General features: G+C 70.6%; 17 protein-coding genes. 9 read left to right on the forward strand and 8 right to left on the reverse strand.

Annotated elements, in window-relative coordinates; translation table 11 throughout:
* Nucleotide 1: 1 nt before the first annotated feature.
* Nucleotides 2–955, reverse strand: coding sequence for a 2,3,4,5-tetrahydropyridine-2,6-dicarboxylate N-succinyltransferase (gene dapD, locus FPZ47_RS02510; protein WP_425461735.1), 954 nt, complete (start codon nt 953–955; stop codon nt 2–4).
* A gap of 96 nt (nt 956–1,051) precedes the next feature.
* Here dapD and dapE point away from each other — a divergent pair, with 96 nt between their 5' ends.
* The gene (dapE, locus tag FPZ47_RS02515; protein ID WP_144947767.1) at nt 1,052–2,116 is read left to right on the forward strand and encodes a succinyl-diaminopimelate desuccinylase; all 1,065 of its coding nucleotides are present in this window, start codon (nt 1,052–1,054) and stop codon (nt 2,114–2,116) included.
* Here dapE and FPZ47_RS02520 read toward each other — a convergent pair.
* On the reverse strand, nt 2,113–4,230 hold the full coding sequence (locus FPZ47_RS02520; RefSeq protein ID WP_168209336.1) for an AAA family ATPase: 2,118 nt from the start codon (nt 4,228–4,230) through the stop codon (nt 2,113–2,115). The genes dapE and FPZ47_RS02520 overlap by 4 nt on opposite strands.
* A gap of 81 nt (nt 4,231–4,311) precedes the next feature.
* Here FPZ47_RS02520 and FPZ47_RS02525 point away from each other — a divergent pair, with 81 nt between their 5' ends.
* From FPZ47_RS02525 to FPZ47_RS02555, 7 genes are all read left to right on the forward strand, one after another.
* The gene (locus FPZ47_RS02525) at nt 4,312–4,875 is read left to right on the forward strand and encodes a TIGR00730 family Rossman fold protein (protein ID WP_144947770.1); all 564 of its coding nucleotides are present in this window, start codon (nt 4,312–4,314) and stop codon (nt 4,873–4,875) included.
* Nucleotides 4,876–5,024: 149 nt separating this feature from the next.
* A complete protein-coding gene (gene fadD6 / locus FPZ47_RS02530) occupies nt 5,025–6,818 on the forward strand; it encodes a long-chain-acyl-CoA synthetase FadD6 (RefSeq protein ID WP_144947773.1) in 1,794 nt (597 codons plus the stop codon).
* 117 nt (nt 6,819–6,935) lie between these two features.
* The gene (folP, locus tag FPZ47_RS02535) at nt 6,936–7,760 is read left to right on the forward strand and encodes a dihydropteroate synthase (RefSeq protein WP_144947919.1); all 825 of its coding nucleotides are present in this window, start codon (nt 6,936–6,938) and stop codon (nt 7,758–7,760) included.
* On the forward strand, nt 7,757–8,752 hold the full coding sequence (locus FPZ47_RS02540) for a glucosyl-3-phosphoglycerate synthase (RefSeq protein ID WP_144947775.1): 996 nt from the start codon (nt 7,757–7,759) through the stop codon (nt 8,750–8,752). Before folP ends, FPZ47_RS02540 begins: the two co-directional genes overlap by 4 nt.
* A gap of 38 nt (nt 8,753–8,790) precedes the next feature.
* Nucleotides 8,791–9,147 carry a DivIVA domain-containing protein gene (locus tag FPZ47_RS02545; RefSeq protein ID WP_144947778.1) on the forward strand — a complete coding sequence of 119 codons (357 nt, stop codon included), beginning with the start codon at nt 8,791–8,793 and terminating at the stop codon, nt 9,145–9,147.
* Between the two features lies 1 nt (nt 9,148).
* Nucleotides 9,149–9,727, forward strand: coding sequence for a DNA-3-methyladenine glycosylase I (locus FPZ47_RS02550; protein ID WP_144947781.1), 579 nt, complete (start codon nt 9,149–9,151; stop codon nt 9,725–9,727).
* A 166-nt stretch (nt 9,728–9,893) separates the two neighbouring features.
* The gene (locus FPZ47_RS02555; RefSeq protein ID WP_210419815.1) at nt 9,894–10,067 is read left to right on the forward strand and encodes a DUF3117 domain-containing protein; all 174 of its coding nucleotides are present in this window, start codon (nt 9,894–9,896) and stop codon (nt 10,065–10,067) included.
* Between the two features lie 26 nt (nt 10,068–10,093).
* Here the strand turns inward: FPZ47_RS02555 and glgA are convergent, their stop codons facing one another.
* The gene (gene glgA, locus FPZ47_RS02560) at nt 10,094–11,260 is read right to left on the reverse strand and encodes a glycogen synthase (protein ID WP_144947788.1); all 1,167 of its coding nucleotides are present in this window, start codon (nt 11,258–11,260) and stop codon (nt 10,094–10,096) included.
* A 170-nt stretch (nt 11,261–11,430) separates the two neighbouring features.
* Between glgA and glgC the strand changes: the two genes are divergently transcribed.
* Nucleotides 11,431–12,645, forward strand: a complete 1,215-nt coding sequence (glgC, locus tag FPZ47_RS02565; protein ID WP_144947791.1) for a glucose-1-phosphate adenylyltransferase — start codon at nt 11,431–11,433, stop codon at nt 12,643–12,645.
* A 63-nt stretch (nt 12,646–12,708) separates the two neighbouring features.
* On the opposite strand, the gene FPZ47_RS02570 is transcribed toward glgC, so the two are convergent.
* Genes FPZ47_RS02570 through FPZ47_RS02590 form a run of 5 tightly spaced genes read right to left on the reverse strand, consistent with a single transcriptional unit; the run spans nt 12,709 to nt 18,282 of the window.
* Nucleotides 12,709–14,391, reverse strand: a complete 1,683-nt coding sequence (locus FPZ47_RS02570) for a CocE/NonD family hydrolase (protein WP_144947793.1) — start codon at nt 14,389–14,391, stop codon at nt 12,709–12,711.
* A gap of 29 nt (nt 14,392–14,420) precedes the next feature.
* Nucleotides 14,421–15,095 carry a methyltransferase family protein gene (locus FPZ47_RS02575; protein ID WP_144947796.1) on the reverse strand — a complete coding sequence of 225 codons (675 nt, stop codon included), beginning with the start codon at nt 15,093–15,095 and terminating at the stop codon, nt 14,421–14,423.
* 7 nt (nt 15,096–15,102) lie between these two features.
* Nucleotides 15,103–16,731, reverse strand: a complete 1,629-nt coding sequence (locus tag FPZ47_RS02580; RefSeq protein ID WP_246133255.1) for an ABC transporter permease — start codon at nt 16,729–16,731, stop codon at nt 15,103–15,105.
* Nucleotides 16,732–16,745: 14 nt separating this feature from the next.
* Nucleotides 16,746–17,654, reverse strand: a complete 909-nt coding sequence (locus tag FPZ47_RS02585; protein ID WP_144947799.1) for an ABC transporter ATP-binding protein — start codon at nt 17,652–17,654, stop codon at nt 16,746–16,748.
* On the reverse strand, nt 17,644–18,282 hold the full coding sequence (locus tag FPZ47_RS02590) for a TetR/AcrR family transcriptional regulator (protein WP_144947802.1): 639 nt from the start codon (nt 18,280–18,282) through the stop codon (nt 17,644–17,646). Before FPZ47_RS02590 ends, FPZ47_RS02585 begins: the two co-directional genes overlap by 11 nt.
* Nucleotides 18,283–18,352 lie beyond the last annotated feature (70 nt).

The following is an 18,352-nucleotide window of genomic DNA, read 5'->3' on the forward strand; positions in this document are numbered from 1 at the left end:
CTCAGTTGGCGTGCAGTTCGGCGTTGAGCGCGATGCCCCGGCCGTCGCGCGACACCACCTCGACGGCCCCGCTCACCGAGTTGCGGCGGAACAGCAGGTTGTCGGCGCCGGACAGGTCACGGGCCTTGACCGCCTTGCCGCCCGGCATGGCAATTTTGGTGCCCGCGGTGACGTAGAGGCCGGCCTCCACGACGCAGTCGTCGCCGAGCGAGATGCCCAGCCCCGCGTTCGCGCCCAGCAGGCAGCGCTTCCCGATCGAGATGACCTCCGTGCCGCCACCGGACAGCGTGCCCATGATCGACGCCCCGCCGCCGACGTCCGACCCGTCGCCCACCACCACGCCGGCGGAGATGCGGCCTTCGACCATCGAGGCGCCCAGCGTGCCGGCGTTGTAGTTGACGAAGCCCTCGTGCATCACGGTGGTGCCCGGCGCCAGGTGAGCGCCCAGTCGCACCCGGTCGGCGTCGGCGATGCGCACCCCAGTCGGCACGACGTAGTCGACCATCCGCGGGAACTTGTCTACGCCGTAGACGGTCACCGGTCCGCGGCGGCGCAGCCGGGTCCGGACCGCCTCGAAGCCGTCGATCGCGCAGGGGCCGTAGTTCGTCCACACCACGTTGGTCAGCACCGCAAACAGGCCGGTGGCGTTCAGGCCGTGGGGCGCCACCAGTCGGTGCGAGAGCAGATGTAACCGCAGGTAGGCGTCGTAGGAGTCGGTGGCGACGTCGTCCAGCGAGCCGATCACCGTGCGCACCGCGACGGTCTCGGTGCCGCGGTCCTCGTCGCGGCCGGTCAGGGCCGCCAGGTCCGGGGGAACCTCGGATCCGGTCAGTCGTGTGGTGACGCCGGTGCCCGATCCCGTCAATTCCGGTGCGGGGAACCAGGTGTCGAGGATCGATCCGTCGTCGGCCAGCGTTGCCAGCCCAATACCAACCGCGCCTGCAGCTCCAGTCACGGCGGTCAGGTTACTTTCTCCGGCCGAGCAGACACAAAAGCACCCGATTCGGGGCGGAAATAGGAGCTTTTGCGTCTGCTCGGCATACTTGGGATCGTGCTGGACTTGCGCGGGGACCCGATCGAGCTGACCGCGGCGCTGGTCGACATTCCCAGCGAATCGCGGCACGAGGCGTGCCTCGCCGACGAGGTGGAGGCCGCGCTGCGCGCCCAGACATCGGGCTTCGAGATCGTCCGCAACGGCAACGCCGTACTGGCGCGCACGCACCGGCGACGGCCGTCGCGGGTATTGCTGGCCGGCCACCTCGACACCGTCCCGGCCGCCGGCAACCTGCCCAGCCGCCGCGAGGGCGACATGCTGTACGGCTGCGGGGCGGCCGACATGAAATCCGGCGACGCCGTTTTCCTGCACCTGGCCGCCACCGTGGCCGAACCGGCGCACGACCTGACGCTGGTGTTCTACGACTGCGAGGAAGTCGAAGCCGCCGCAAACGGTTTGGGCCGCATCGAGCGCGAGCTTCCGGACTGGCTGTCCGCCGACGTGGCCGTCCTGGGCGAGCCCACCGGCGGCTACGTCGAAGCCGGTTGCCAGGGCACGCTGCGCGTGGTGATCGACACCACCGGCACTCGCGCCCATTCGGCACGTTCCTGGTTGGGCGACAACGCGATTCACAAACTGAGTCCCGTCCTGGACCGGCTGGCGCGATATCGGGCGCGCTCCGTCGACATCGACGGGTGCACCTATCGCGAGGGTCTGTCGGCCGTGCGGATCGAGGGTGGCGTGGCCGGCAACGTGATTCCCGACGCCGCCTCGGTCACGGTCAACTTCCGGTTCGCGCCCGACCGGTCGGTGGCCGCCGCGCTGCACCACGTGCACGAGGTGTTCGACGGGCTCGACGTGCGCATCGAGCAGACCGACGCCGCACCGGGCGCCCTGCCCGGCTTGACCCAACCCGCCGCCGGGGCCCTGGTCGAGGCCGCGCACGGGCGTGTCCGGGCGAAATACGGCTGGACGGACGTGGCGCGGTTCGCGGCGCTGGGCATACCGGCGGTCAATTTCGGTCCCGGCGACCCCAACGTCGCGCACATGCGCGACGAGGGGGTGCCGGCCGGCAACATCACCGCCGCCGTGGACGTGCTGCGGGCATACCTGGGCGGTTAGCGCTCGGCGCACCGCCGGGCCTGCGCGTCGGCGTCGGCAGCCGCCGCGTGCATCCCCACCGCGGCCAGCTCACCGGACACCGCTCGCAGCGCGGCCGCGTCGCCGTCGGCCAGCGCCCGCGCGTGAGCGAGCGCGAGAATTCCCATGGCGCAATCGATCTCATCGCACAGTCGGGCCAACGGATCCACGGCGCGGATGTCCCCGAGCCGCACGGCCTCATACCACGCCCGCAGTGCCGTGCCGGGCTGGCCGCCGCGTTCGGCCATGCGCGCGGCGTCCCGGGCGGCGGCCACCGCGCCATGTGCGTCGCGCACCGCGGCCAGCCGCCAGGCCCGCGCCACACCGAGCTCGGGGGCGAACAGCGCCGACTTGGTGCCGTGGCGGGATTCGGCCCTGCTCAACGCCTTTGCCGCCGCGGCGGTGTCGCCCCGCTGCGCCAGCGCGGTGGCCAGCAGGGTCAACGACAGTGGTCCCCACGAATACCCGGTGCGTTCCAGCGTGGTGGCCGCCGGCCCGAGCAGCTCGGCCGCCCGGGCGAATTCCCCGGTGGCGATCAGCACATGGGCCAGCAGCACCTCGCCGATCGCGCGGCCGGGCTGCTGCAGTTCAGCGAAGTCGGTGAACTGCTGGGCGAGTTCGGCGGCCGCGTCGAGCCGGCCCGCCATCAGCAGCGCGGTGGTCTGCCCCAACCCGATGGTGAAACGCAGCAGCCCGGGATGCTCTGCGGCCAGGGCGCGTTGAGCCAGCGGCTCGACATCGTCGAACCGGCCCTGCCGCGCCGAGCACAGCGCGGCCGCACTGGCCGCCCAGGCCACCGCCTGGTCGTCGGCGCACGGCGACGCCAGCACCTCGCCCGCGATCTGCACGGCATGTGCGACATTGCCCGCGTTCATCGCGAAGGTGGCGCTCAGCGCGTCGAGAGTGGTCAGCGAGGCGGCGTCGGCGATCCGGTTGCGGACTGTCCGCAGGAACGCGGCGGCGCGCTCCGGCTCGCTGAGCATCCAGAACTGGTTGGCCGCCCGCAGCAGCGCGAAGGCCATCAGGTCGGGTTCGGGCAACGCGGCGGTGTCGACCGCGCTCAGCACCGCCTCGGCCTCGCGGCCGCGACCCTGCCACGCCAGCGCGTGGGCCAGCGGCAGCCGCGCCGCGAGGTCCCCGGAGCGGTCCAGCGCCGAGCGGGCCAGCCGTTCACCCAGGTTGAGGTCCCCGAGCCGCAGGGCCTGCTCCGCGGCCGCGACCACCTCGGCGACCGGCTGCTGGGCGTCGCTGTCCAGCGCCAGGGACGCCAGCCGCAGCCGCTCGCCGAGGTGCTCGGGCGGACGCCGGGACAGCAACGTCACGATCTCGGTGCGCCGCCGCCGGGCGCCGTCGGTCCCGAGCGCGGCCCGCGCCCGCTCGGCGAACAGTGGGTGCGCGGTGTAGACCACCGGTACGCCGCGCTCCCGCGTCTCCGCCGCGCCCCACTCCTGCGCCTGCGTGACGGCGCCCTCTCCGGCCAGGACGGTCAGGTCGGTCAGCGCCAGCGGCTCCTCGACGGCCAGATAGTCCAGCACCGACCGCGCGGCCGCGGGCAACGCGGCGATGAACTCGTCGACCTCGGCCGGGTCGGTCGGCCCGCCGGGCGCCGCGATGTCGATGCGCTCCAGCAGGTCGTCGGTCCACAGCGCCGCGACCGGCTCGGGTGCTTTGTCCGCGCGGGCGGTGACGATCAACCGGACGGCGCCGGCCAGCGCCAACTGGTAAACCAGCGTGGCCGACAGGATGTCCAGTTCGTGGGCGTCGTCGACGACCAGCAACGGGTCCTCGCCGCCCAGCTCAGCTCCCAGCGAGGCCCGGGCCGCCCGCAACAGCGCGGCCGGCTTGCCGATGTCGGCGATCGCGACCAGATGGCTGAAGGCCCCGAACGGCACCGCGCGCTCGCCCGGGGTGCCGGTGACCCACCGGGTGGGCACGGTCGGGCGCCGGCGCGCGAGGTGCTCGGCGGCCAACCGCGCCAACGTGGACTTGCCGACGCCGTCGGGACCGAGCACGACGGCACCGCCGCCCCGGGCCAGGACGTCGTTCAGCCGGTCCAGCGCCGACGCGTGCTGCGGAACGTTCCATCGAATCGGCACTGCCGGATTTTATTGCGCACGCGTCCCCCGCGGGGCGCATCGGTGGGCGCACCGCCGGGGCGTGGTCTACCTTTGGCGGATATGAGCCCGCAAGGCGATGCGTGCGGCAACTGGGCCGTCTGCGTGTACTGCGCGTCCGCGCCGACGCATCCCGAATTGCTCGGGCTCGCTGCCGAACTCGGCGAGGCGATCGCCGAGCGCGGCTGGACCCTGGTGTGGGGCGGCGGCCGGGTTTCGGCGATGGGGGCGGTGGCCGGCGCGGCGCGGGCCCGCGGCGGCCACACCGTCGGCGTCATCCCGCAGAACCTGATGCGCCGCGAGATCGCCGACACCGACGCCGACGAGCTGATCCTCAGCGACACGATGCGCGACCGCAAGCGCACGATGGAAGACCTCGCCGACGCGTTCATCGTCCTGCCCGGCGGCATCGGGACCCTCGACGAGCTGTTCGACGCGTGGACCACCGGCTACCTCGGGATACACGGCAAACCGATCGTGCTGCTGGATCCGTTGGGGCATTACGAGGGGCTGTGGGCCTGGTTGTGCGGGCTGGCCGACAGCGGTTACGTCTCGCAGGCGGCGCTGGACCGGTTGGTGCTGGTCGACAAGGTGAGTGCCGCGATGGAGGCGTGCGCACCCGCCTGAGGCGCGGGCCGTCCCGGCCCGCATCGTCGACCGACGGGGCTGGATTGTCGGTCTCCTCAGCGGGCCGTCCCGGCCCGCATCGTCGACCGATATGCTGGCCGCCGAGCTGGACTGTCGACCGACTGTTGACAGGGAATCGAGGGATCGACGTGTCCGAACACGACGGGGGAGCGCGCAAGGCGGTCGGCCTGACCGACATCGCGTTCAGGCTGCCGGGCGTACTGGCCGACCTGCCGGTCATCCTGCGCGGCGTGCTCACCGGGCTGCTGGCCCGACCGAGTTCCAGGAAGTCGATCGGCACCGTCTTCCAGGAGCGGGCCGCCCGCCACGGCGACCGGGTATTTCTGAGGTTCGGCGACCAGGAAGTGACCTACCGCGACGCCAACGCCGCCGCCAACCGCTACGCCGCGGTGCTGGCCGCGCGGGGCGTCGGCAAGGGCGACGTCGTCGCGATCATGCTGCGCAACTCGCCCAACGCCGTGCTGGCGATGCTGGCCACGGTCAAATGCGGCGCCGTCGCCGGCATGATCAACTACCACCAGCGCGGTGAGGTGCTGGCGCACAGCCTCGGCCTGCTGGACGCCAAGGTGCTGATCGCGGAGACCGACCTGGTGAGCGCGGTCGCCGAGTGTGGAGCCGCCGGCAGCACCGAGACGCTCACCGGCGAAGACCTGGAGCGGTACGCGGTGAACGCCCCGGCCGGCAACCCGGCGTCCGCCTCGGCCGTGCAGGCCCGCGACACCGCGTTCTACATTTTCACCTCCGGCACCACGGGGTTCCCCAAGGCGAGCGTGATGACGCACCGACGGTGGCTGGCCGCGCTGGCCGCGTTCGGCGGCGTGGGGTTGCGGCTGAAGAGCTCCGACGCGCTGTACAGCTGCCTGCCGCTGTACCACAACAACGCGCTGACGGTGGCGTTGTCCTCGGTGATCAACTCCGGGGCGACGCTGGCGCTGGGCTCGTCGTTCTCGGCGTCCAAGTTCTGGGACGAGGTGATCGCGAGCGAGGCCACCGCGTTCATCTACATCGGCGAGATCTGCCGGTACCTGCTCAACCAACCGCCCAAGCCCACCGACCGGGCGCACAACGTCCGGGTGATCACGGGCAACGGGCTGCGCCCGGAGATCTGGGACGAGTTCACCGCGCGGTTCGGCATCGGCCGCGTGTGCGAGTTCTACGCCTCGAGCGAGGGCAACGCCGCATTCATCAACATCTTCAACGTGCCCAGGACCACCGGACTGTTCCCGATGCCGCTGGCCTACGTGGAATATGACCCCGACACCGGCGCGCCGCTGCGCGACGAGAGCGGCCGGGTGCGCCGGGTCCCGGCCGGACAGCCCGGCCTGTTGCTCAGCCCGGTCAACCGGCTGCAGCCGTTCGACGGCTACACCGACCCGGAGTCGAGCGAAAAGAAGCTGGTGCGCAACGCTTTCCGCGAGGGCGACTGCTGGTTCAACTCGGGGGACGTGATGAGCCCGCAGGGCCTGGGGCACGCCGCCTTCGTCGATCGGCTCGGTGACACCTTCCGGTGGAAGGGCGAGAACGTCGCCACCACACAGGTCGAGGCGGCGCTGGCGTCCGACGACTCGGTCGAGGATTGCACGGTGTTCGGCGTCGAGGTGCCCCGCACCGGAGGGCGCGCGGGGATGGCCGCGGTCAAGCTGCGCGAGGGCGCCGAGTTCGACGGTCGCGCGCTGGCCCGCGCGGTGTACGGCCAGCTGCCCGCGTACGCGCTGCCGTTGTTCGTGCGGGTGGTGGAGTCGATCGAGCAGACCACGACGTTCAAGAGCCGCAAGGTCCAGTTGCGCGAACAGGGCTATAGCTTTTCTGGCCCGGACGTCGACGATCCGCTGTACGTGCTGGCCGGCCGCGACGAGGGCTACGTGCCGTACTTCGACGAGTATCCCGAAGAGGTCGCCTCGGGTAAGCGGCCGCGGGGCTGAGCGCGGCTGACGCCGAGTGTGCGGCAGGCCGCGCACGCGCGACGGTGACCGGGCACTATTGGATGCGTGCACTCCACTCTGTGCGGCCGGCCGGTCGCAGGGGATCGCCCGCTGATCATGGCGATCGTCAACCGCACCCCGGATTCCTTCTACGACCGCGGTGCGACCTTCAGCGACGCCGCAGCCAGGGACGCCGTGCACCGGGCCATCGCCGACGGGGCCGACGTGATCGACGTGGGCGGGGTCAAAGCCGGGCCCGGTGAAACCGTCGATGCCGACACCGAGATCGCCCGGCTGGTGCCGCTCATCGAGTGGCTGCGCGGCGCCTACCCCGACCAGCTGGTCAGCGCCGACACCTGGCGCTCGGAGGTGGCCAGGGTGGCCTGCGCGGCCGGCGCGGACCTGATCAACGACACCTGGGGCGGCATCGACCCGGACCTGCCCGCGGTGGCCGCCGAGTTCGGCGCGGGCCTGGTCTGTTCGCACACCGGCGGCGCGCTGCCACGCACCCGCCCGTTCCGGGTGAGTTACGGCATGTCGGCCCGGGGCGTGGTGGACGCCGCGATCCGCCGGGTCACCGGGGCCGCCGAGAAGGCGGTGGCGGCCGGGGTGGCCCGCGATCGCGTGCTCATCGACCCGGCCCACGACTTCGGCAAGAACACCTTCCACGGGCTGGCCCTGTTGCGCCACGTGGGCGATCTCGTGGACACGGGGTGGCCGGTGCTCATGGCTTTGAGCAACAAGGACTTCGTCGGGGAGACTCTTGGGGTGGAATTGACCGAGCGGCTCGAGGGCACCCTGGCGGCCACCGCGCTGGCGGCGGCCGCCGGTGCGCGAATGTTTCGGGTGCACCAGGTCGCGGCCACCCGGCGGGTCCTGGAAATGGTGGCCTCGATCCAGGGAACGCGCCCGCCGGCGCGCACGGTGAGGGGACTCGCATGACGGCATCGGAGCTGTTCGCCGGCGAACTGGCCCGGGAGGGGACCGTGTCCGGCCGGCCAGGGGACGTCTGGGTGTCCGACCGCTGGCACCGGCCCGGTTGGACCGTCGAGGAGTTGGAGGCCGCGAAGGCCGGGCGGACCATCTCCGTGGTGCTGCCGGCCCTCAACGAGCAAGACACCGTCCAATCGGTCATCGAAAGCGTCTCCCCGCTGCTCCGCGACGGTGGCGGCCTGATCGACGAGCTGATCGTGCTGGACTCCGGCTCGACCGACGACACCGAAATCCGCGCCGTCGCCGCGGGCGCCCGCGTCGTCAGCCGGGAACAGGCGCTCCCCGAGGTGCCGACCCGGCCCGGCAAGGGCGAGGCGCTGTGGCGCTCGCTGGCGGCCACCAGCGGCGACATCGTGGTGTTCGTCGACTCCGACCTGATCGACCCGCATCCGATGTTCGTGCCGTGGCTGGTCGGACCGCTGCTCACCGGCGACGGTGTCCACCTGGTGAAGAGCTTCTACCGGCGGCCCCTGCACGTCGGCGACGCGGACGGCGCCGCGGGGGAGACGGGCGGCGGGCGGGTCACCGAACTGGTCGCCCGGCCGTTGCTGGCGGCGCTGCGGCCGGAGCTGGGCTGCATCCTGCAACCGCTCGGCGGCGAGTACGCGGCGAGCCGGGAACTGCTGATCTCGCTGCCGTTCGCCCCGGGTTACGGCGTGGAGATCGGCCTGCTCGTCGACACCTTCGACCGGTTGGGGCTCGACGCGATCGCGCAGGTCAACCTGGGTGTGCGGGCACACCGCAACCGGCCGCTGGCCGAGCTGGGCGCGATGAGCCGTCAGGTCATCGCGACCCTGCTCTCGCGCTGCGGGATCCCCGACTCCGGGGTGGGGCTGACCCAGTTCCTCGTCGACGGGCCCGAGGGTTTCGGCTTCACCCGGCGCACCTCGCCGGTGTCGCTGGCCGACCGGCCGCCGATGAAAACGGTCCGGCCACGCTGATCCCCGGGCTGTCGGCGCGATAGGGCAGTATCGGTCACGTGGCGTTGGTGTTGCTGTACCTGGTTGTGCTGGTGCTGGTGGCGATCGTGCTGTTCGGCGCGGCCAGCCTGCTGTTCGGTCGCGGCGAGCAGCTGCCGCCCCTGCCGCGGGGGACGACCGCGACGGTGCTGCCCGCCTACGGCGTGACCGGCTCCGACGTCGACGCCGTCAAGTTCACCCAGGTGCTGCGCGGGTACAAGACCAGCGAGGTGGACTGGGTGCTGGACCGCCTCGCCCGCGAACTCGAGGCCCTGCGCGGGCAGCTCGCGGCCGTTCACGCGGCGGCGGCCAAAGGGGAAACCGGCCCCGGGCGCGATCCGGTGGAACCGGAGGACGGCCAGGATCGTCGGGACTGACGTGATCGATGAGCTGGTTCGCTGCGGCTGGGCGTCGGTGCGGCCCGCACCCGATTGCGACCTGTACCGCGACTACCACGACCAGGAGTGGGGCCGCCCGGTGCGCGACGGGGTGGCGCTGTTCGAGCGGATGAGCCTGGAGGCCTTCCAGAGCGGCCTGTCGTGGTTGACCATCCTGCGCAAGCGCGAAAATTTCCGGTTGGCCTTCTCCGGGTTCGACGTCGAGAAGGTCGCCGGATACACCGACGCCGACGTGCGGCGGCTGATGGCCGACGCGGGAATCGTCCGCAACCGCGCCAAGATCGAGGCGACGATCGCCAACGCGCGCGCGGCCGCCGAGCTGGGATCTCCTGACGACCTGTCCGGGCTGCTGTGGACGTTTGCGCCGCAGCCGCGGCCCCGGCCGGCCGATGGCAGCCAAATCCCCTCGGCCACTGCCGAATCGACGGCGATGGCGCACGAGCTGAAACGGCGCGGATTCCGCTTCGTGGGGCCGACCACCGCGTATGCGCTGATGCAGGCGACCGGGATGGTCGACGACCACATTCGCGCTTGCTGGGTACCCCCGGCAGGCCGCTGAGGCCGGACAGCAGGGTCTTGGTGCAAGTCGTGACCTCCATAGGGGACAATAGGGGGGTGATTTGGCAGTTCGATGTCGGGCGTGGCAGGAAGTTCGCTGGCGGGGCATGCTCGACGCCGACCAGGCCCGCGGGAACGGGCCGGCCCGACTGTGGAGGGAGCACTCGATGGCGGCGATGAAGCCCCGGACCGGAGATGGTCCTTTGGAAGCGACCAAGGAGGGGCGCGGCATCGTGATGCGGGTACCACTCGAGGGAGGTGGTCGATTGGTCGTCGAGCTGACGCCCGACGAAGCCGCCGCCCTCGGTGACGAACTCAAGGGTGTTACCAACTCCACCTGAGGTCTGCGCGACCCACGGCCCGGCTGCTACGCAGACACCTTCCGGTAGATGTCGAGCGTCTGCTCGGCGACCTGGGCCCAGGAGAATTCCTCGATGCAGCGCTGCCGTCCCGCCCGGCCGTAGCGCTCGGCTCTTTCCGGGTCGGCGACCAGCTCGTTGACCGCCCCGGCCAATCCGGCCTGGTATCCGCACGCGTCGTCGGGGTCGTAATGCACCAGCGACCCGGTGATGCCGTCCGCGACGACCTCGGGTATCCCGCCGACGTCGGAGGCCACCACCGCGGTCCCGCAGGCCATCGCCTCCAGGTTGACGATGCCCAACGGCTCATACACCGACGGGCAGACGAAAACATCGGCAGCCGAGAGGATTTCGCGCAGATCGCTGGTGGGGAGCATCTCCCGCACCCAGAAGACACCGGCGCGCGCGCGGGCCAGTTCGGCGACCGCGCCGCGCACCTCCTCGGCCAGTTCCGGGGTGTCGGGGGCGCCGGCGCACAGGATCAGCTGCACCCCGGGGCTGAAATGGTGTGCGGCGGCCACCAGATGGGCGACGCCCTTCTGGCGGGTGATCCTGCCGACGAAGGCCACGATCGGTCTGCTCCGGTCGACCCCGAGTTCGGCCAGCAGCGAGCCGCCGGCTTCCGCGGGCCCGGTGGGATACCAGACGTCGGCGTCCACACCGTTGCGGATGACGTGCACACGTCCGGGATCCAGGGTGGGATAGACCCGCAGGACGTCGTTGCGCATGCCGGAACTGACCGCGATGACGGCGTCGGCGGCCAGCACCGCCGTGTGCTCCACCCACGTCGACACCCGGTAGCCGCCGCCGAGCTGTTCGGCCTTCCACGGCCGCAGCGGCTCCAGCGAATGCGCGGTCAGCACGTGCGGGATGCCGTAGAGCAACGCGGTCAGGTGCCCGGCCAGGCCGGTGTACCAGGTATGCGAATGCACGACGGTGGCCGCCGAGGCGGCGTTGACCATCATCAGGTCCGACGACAGCGTCGACAGGGCCGCGTTGGCGCCCCGCAACCGGGGGTCGGGTTGCTGGGCCCGGACGCCCGGCCGGGGCTCGCCCATGCAGTGCACGTCGACGTCACACAGCCGGCGCAGCTGGGCGACCAACTCGGTGACGTGTACCCCGGCCCCGCCGTAGACCTCCGGTGGGTACTCCCGCGTCATCATCGCCACCCGCATATCGGCACCGTAGTGCGGCCAAGGCGCAACCCGCGAGTCGGGCCGGGGAGAGGCCGGTCGATCCGGCCCGGCGCCGGGGCTGGCCAAATACCTTGACGGACAGCCCGTCAGAACGGTAAAAAGCCAGGCGCCCCCTGGCAGCGGTGCGCAACGGCCGATAGGTTTGTGCCATGAGGGAAGCGCCACACGTGCTGGGCATCGTCCTGGCCGGCGGTGAGGGCAAGCGGCTTTACCCGCTGACCGCGGACCGGGCCAAGCCCGCAGTTCCCTTCGGAGGTGCCTACCGGCTGATCGATTTCGTGCTGTCCAACCTGGTGAATGCCCGGTACCTGCGAATCTGTGTTCTCACGCAATACAAGTCGCATTCACTCGACCGTCACATTTCGCAGAACTGGCGGTTGTCCGGCCTGGCCGGTGAGTACATCACCCCGGTGCCGGCGCAGCAGCGCCTGGGCCCGCGCTGGTACACCGGCTCGGCCGATGCGATCTATCAGTCACTCAACCTGATCTACGACGAAGACCCCGACTACATCGTCGTTTTCGGCGCCGACCACGTGTACCGGATGGACCCCGAGCAGATGGTCCGGTTCCACATCGACAGCGGGGCCGGCGCGACGGTGGCCGGTATCCGCGCCCCGCGCGGCGAGGCCACCGCGTTCGGGTGCATCGACGCCGACGACTCCGGTCGCATCCGCGATTTCGTGGAGAAGCCTCTGGACCCGCCGGGAACCCCCGACGACCCGGATTCCACGTTCGTGTCGATGGGCAACTACATCTTCACCACCAAGGTGCTCATCGACGCGATCCGCGCCGACGCCGACGACGACCACTCCGATCACGACATGGGCGGCGACATCATCCCGCGGTTGGTCAACGACGGGATGGCGGCGGTCTACGACTTCAACGACAACGAGGTGCCCGGTGCCACCGACCGCGACCGCGCCTACTGGCGCGACGTCGGGACACTGGACGCCTTCTACGACGCACACATGGACCTGGTGTCGGTGCATCCGGTGTTCAACCTGTACAACAAGCGCTGGCCGATTCGCGGCGAGTCGGAGAACCTGGCGCCGGCGAAGTTCGTCAACGGCGGCTCCGCGCAGGAGTCGGTGGTGGGCGCCGGCAGCATCATCTCGGCGGCCTCGGTGCGCAACTCGGTGCTGTCGTCCAACGTCGTGGTCGACGACGGCGCGATCGTGGAGGGCAGCGTGATCATGCCGGGCGCGCGGGTGGGCCGCGGCGCGGTGGTGCGTCACGCGATCCTCGACAAGAACGTCGTGGTCGGGCCCGGTGAGATGGTCGGGGTGGACCCGGAACGGGACCGGGAGCGCTTTGCGATCAGCGCCGGCGGCGTGGTCGCGGTGGGCAAGGGCGTCTGGATTTAGGGCGCGAGCAGACGCAAAATCGCCCAATTTCGTGCCGAAATGGGCGATTTTGCGTCTGCTCGCCTAGGGGGTCTCCGGGATCAGCAGGTGCGCGTCGTAATCCGGGCCCCAGTGCAGCGTGACCCGGCCGCGCGGCGATGGAGCATAGGCCGCCGGGAATTGGCCGCTCAACGGGTTGCGCGGGCACAACCAGCGCCCGCCGACCACCAGCCGAAGCTGCTCGCCGGCGCGGAACAACGTCGCCGAGGGGCCCAGCGCGACGTCGACCGCCACCACCTCGCCGGCGGACACCGGCCGCGGCTCGGTGCATGCCGGTACCGGCTCCCAGGGCCGCGACAGCTCGGGGTCGAGCGCGCGGAGCGAGACCCGCTGCCAGCCCGTGGCCACCCGGTCGCGCCCGTAGCCGTAGGACCCCTCGAACCCTACGAACCGGCCCCCGCGCCACTTCTCCACCCCGACGAACAGGTTCGCGTCGTCGCAGCCGTCCAGCGAGACCCACAGGCGCGCCGCCATGGGGCCGGTCAGCTCGATGTCCGCGGGTACCGTCCAGCTGAAAGACGCTGCCCGAGAGTGGGTTTCGAATGTTATGCCGCCTGCCGTTATCGGCTGCTGTGCGGTCAGCGCTCCGGCTTCGGCCAGATACATTGGCCGCCAACGGGTGTGGGCCAGCGGCCACTCGGCTTCCTCGCGCACCGCGGCGACGGTGTCGCGGTCCTCGCGCACCTCGAGGCGCACGCTGCGGGAACCGGATTCGCCGTCGAGCACGCCGCGGAAGAACGCCAGCTGCTCGGCCAGCGCGGCCTCGGAGTAGAACGTCGCCCATTTGCCGCCCCGATGGGTGTAGAGGCGAGCGTGGCCGGAGCCGCCGTGCGTGAACGCCCGGATGGAGCCGCGGCTGTGCAGGTTGTTGTCCGAGAAGCTGCCGCACACCAGCATGGGCACCTTGACGGCCGATAGGTCGGGCACCAGCGCGCGCCAGAAGTCGTCGCGCAGCGGGTGCTCGTCCTGCATCCGCGCCAGGTCGTAGCTTTGCCGCGTGCTGCGCCGAACGCCGCGTGCCCACAACCGAAAAAAGCCGCGTTCGCGCACACCGCCCGGAAAAACCAGGTCCCGGTAGGCGTCGGTGAAGCCCTCCCAGGGGCAGATTGCCCGCAGCGCCGGCGGCCGCAGCGCGGCGACGGCGTACTGGCTGATGGCCAGATAGGACACCCCGAGCATGACCACCCCGCCGTCGCACCAGGGCTGCCCGGCGATCCACTGCACGAGGTCGTAGGTGTCCTCGGCCTCCTGGTGCGACAACAGCCGTCCGGTGCCGCCGGAATGGCCACACCCACGCGAGTCGGCGTTCACGACGGTGAACCCGCGCGCGGTCCACCACGCCGGGTCGGGCGATTCCCAACCCGTGAGCGCCGAGAACCTCACCGGCTGCGGCTGGCGCAGCATGCGGTATTGCGCCGGGAACGTCCACCGCTTGCCCCGCCGCGCCGGCAGGTTGTCCTTACCGTAGGGGTGGATGCTCAGGACCACTGGCCGGGGCGGATCACCGCCCTTGCGAATGACGTTGACCCGCAACGTGGTTCCGTCGCGGGTCGCAACCGCGACGTCGCGGTCGACGACGACGTCGGCCGGCGGGTCGGTGACGGTGACGGGCGGCCTGGCGAGGCTGCGGATACGGCTCAGGGCGTACCGCAGGGCGCCGGGCCGTCGCCACGGCCGGTCCAGGGCAGGCGCCGCGTTTCGAGCCACGCCGATACCTTAAGGCGTGTGTCCAGGGGTCACCACACGTGCGGCAGCAACCGGTAGCGCACGTCCCGGCTGTATTCGCGGTAGCCGGCCAGTTCCGCGATGAGCAACTTCTCCTCGTCGAGGATGCGGAAGACGAGCATGGCGACGCCGGGGATGACGAAGACAAGACCCCAGTAGGAGCCGAGGGCCAGCGGCATGCCGACCATCATCACCACGTCTCCGGCATACATCGGATGCCGCACCAACCCATAGAGACCGCCGGTGACCAGCGTCTGGCGCGCCTCCACCGTGACCGTGGCGGCGGCATAGCCGTTCTGAACGACCACCAGCATGGCGATCCCGAGTCCCGCCGCCACCAGCACGTCGCCGATCACGGCCACCGCCGCAGGCACCGATGACCAGCCCATCCTGCGGTCGAACGCACTGAACGCCATCGTCGCGAATATGGCCAGGAACGAGCCGGTGATGATGATCTTCTGGGCGGCTCGGCGTTCCGCCCAGGGCCCGGCGTGCATGCGTCGCCGCAGAGCGGCGGGGTTGGTCCGGGCGAGGTAGATGGTCGGCACGGTTGTCACCACCGAGAAAACGGCTATGAAAAGCCATGCCTGCCAGTAATCCAGCGTGCCGGCCGGTAAGAAGAGGACCAGGCCGAACAGGGCCAGTCCCAGAATCGATGACGTCGTCAGCCGAACGGCGGTCTTCACCAGGCCCCTAGCAACGCAGGTCTCGGCGGCGGAAAGCCATGGCGCCCAACATGGTCAGCGCGACGTCGATCGCCAGCAGCCACAGCAGCGGCACGGCCGTGAAGTCGGCGCCCACCCGCGGGACGTGCGCGAACGGCTCGAGGTCGAGCAGCCACTGCGGGAATCCGGCCAACGAACCGATCAGGTACAGGGCCACGAAGGCGACCAGCACCCCCCAGGCCATCGGGGTGAACCGCGGCGCGACCCCGAACAACCCGACCGTGACCGCGGCGGGCAGCCAGATGGCGGGCAGCTGGGCGGCCGCGGTGCCGACAACGACGAGCAGCTTCCCGTCGACATCGCCGGCGGCAATGCCGTAGGCCAGCCCGCCCACTAATCCGCTGACCAGCATCGCCGTCGCGGAGCCACCCAGTGCGGCCGCCAAATGGCTTGCCAGCCAACGTGTTCGCGACACGGAACCCGCCAATATCGTCTCGGCGCGTTGGCCGGACTCTTCCTGGTGCGGGCGCAGGATCAGCGAGACGGCGAACGCTGCAGCCACCATGCCCAGCATGGTGAACGCCACCGCGATGAACGCCTGCTCCAGCGCGCCGGTGCCGCCCATCCGCGCGACGATGTCGCGCGCCGCGGTGCTGTCGCCCAGCTCGTCGCCGATGCCGTGCACCACGCTGCCCATCACCAGGCCGTACGCGCACAGCCCCACGCTCCACAGCAGCAGCGCGCCGCGGTCCAGCCGCCATGCCAGCCCGAAGACGTTGCCCAACGCCGCTGCGGCGGATCCGGGACCGGCGCGTTCGTCGAACAGTCCGGCGCCGACGTCGCGCGCCGCGAGCAGTCGATACGCCACCGCGGTGAGCGCGGTCGCCGTCGTCAGATGCAGTAGCAGCACCCACCAGTGGTCGCCGGCATACGGCCTGAGCTGCAACGACCACCCGAGCGGGGACAGCCATGACAGCGCGCCGTCACCGGCGTCGCCGATGGCGCGCACCGTGAACGCGGCCGCCAGCACGGCGAACGCGGCGCCGCGGGAGAATCGCGCACTCGATGACAGCTGCGCGGCCACCGCCGCAACGGCGGTGAACACCACGCCGGAGCCAGCCAGTGCCGCCCCGAAGGCAAGCGAGCCGCCGGCCGGCACGGTCGTGGCGAGCAGTCCGGCCGCGCCGATCGCGCCGGTGGCCAACGACGCCCCGAACGACAGCAGCAGCGCCGCGCTCAGGCCGGCGTAGCGGCCCACCGCGGTCGAGTCGACCAGCTCGGTGCGGCCCGTCTCCTCGTCGGCGCGGGTGTGCCGGATGACCGTGAGGATGACGGCCACCGCGATCAGCACGTGGAACATCCCCGCCTTCCAGATGCCGACCGCACCGAGGCTGTCGTTGTAGACCTGACCGTAAAGCGCGCGCTGGGCCGGGCTGGCCATGATGGAGGCCGCGAGTCCCGCGCGGGCGGCCTGGGTGGGGTAGACCTTCTCGATGCTGCCGACATACACCGTGGCCAACGGCACGGACAACAGCAGCACCCACAGCGGCAGGGAGACCCGGTCGCGGCGCACATAGAGCCGCAGCATCCCCAGCGTGCCGGCGAACTGCGAACGGCATTGCGGGGCAGTGCCCCTCGGGGGGCCTGGCCGATTCAGCGTCGCGGTGCTCGTCACGACGAAACCTCCGCCGTGTGGTAGTGGCGCAAAAAGAGCTCCTCGAGCGTCGGCGGCTGGCTGATCAGGCTGCGCACGCCGGCGTCGCCGAGTGCCCGGATGACGGCTCCGAGGCTTTCGCTGTCGACCTGCGCGCGCAGCGTGTTGCCCTCGACGGTGACGTCTTCGACGCCCGTGATCCGGCTCAGATCACCCGGATCGCCGATCATTTCGGCTTTGATCGAGGTGCGGCTGAGGTGCCGCAAGGAGTCCAGTGACCCGCTCTCGACGGTTCTGCCGTCCCGGATGATCGTCACCCGTTCGCACAGCGCTTCGGTTTCGGCCAGGATGTGGCTGGACAACAGGACCGTCACCCCCCGGTCGCGCGCTTCGCCGACGCATTGCTGAAACACGTTCTCCATCAGCGGGTCCAGGCCGCTACTGGGCTCGTCGAGGAGCAGCAGCTCGGCGTGCGACGAGAAGGCCGAGATCAGCGACACCTTCTGGCGATTGCCCTTGGAGTAGGTGCGGGCCTTGTTGTGGGGATCGAGGGCGAAGCGCTCGATCAGCTCCGCGCGACGCTTCCCGTCGATGCCGCCGCGCATCCTGGCCAGCAGGTCGATGGTCTCGCCGCCGGTCAGCGAGGGCCACAACGTGACATCGCCCGGCACGTAGGCGATGCGGCGGTGCAATTCGACGGCGTCGCTCCACGGGTCGCCGCCCAGCAACCGCGCGCTGCCGCCGTCGGACTTCACCAGGCCCAGCAGGATGCGGATGGTGGTGGACTTGCCGGCACCGTTGGGCCCGAGGAAGCCGTGCACCTCGCCCGCCCGCACCGTGAGATCCAGGCCGTCCAGCGCCCGCACGGCGCCGAAGTTCTTTGTCAGGGAACGGATCGCGATGGGATCGACCTTGTTAACCGGCATGGGGTTCTCCTTGTTCGGCTTCGTTCAGGAACGTGTCGTACATGGTGCGATCGGCCATCAGGCCCTCGGTGTAGATCTCCAGCGCGGGCAGCACCATGTCGCGGGCGTAGTCGCGTAGCACGGCACGCAGATCCGTTGGGGTGTCGTGCATTTGCAGATATAACAGGAATCCGCCGCCGCCGGTGATCGACAGATATTTCGCCCTGGCCCGGGGATCGCGGCTCGGCTTGAGCGCTCCCGACCGCACGCCCTCGTCCAGGTAGATCTCGGCATTGTCGATCATCTTGCGCCACAGTGTCTTTGCCAGTTCGCCGCCGGCCTGCATGCTGCGCACCAGGTAGGCCATCAACGGCGCGTAGGACTCGATCTCGGCCAGCTGCGCGAACCACGCGGCCGGATCGGGGGACCGCATCGCCTCGAGCTTGCCGCTGCGGATCTCTTCGGCGATGTAGTCGTCGCATGCCTTGCGCAGCCCGTCCTTGGAGCCGAAGTGGTGGATGACCAGAGCCGCGCTGACGCCGGCCGCGTCGGCGATCGCGCGCAGGCCCACGCCGAACCCGTGTTCGCCGAACTGCGCTATGGCCGCGTCGCGGATCCGCGCGGCGGCGGTCAGATCGGCTGAACGCATGTTCAGGATACTAAACAAGGGTTCAGCAGCGAGTCAAGGGCACTGTGCGAGCAGACGCAAAAAGCCCCGC

It is taken from the genome of Mycobacterium helveticum (genome assembly GCF_007714205.1).
Taxonomy (GTDB): Bacteria; Actinomycetota; Actinomycetes; order Mycobacteriales; family Mycobacteriaceae; genus Mycobacterium; species Mycobacterium helveticum.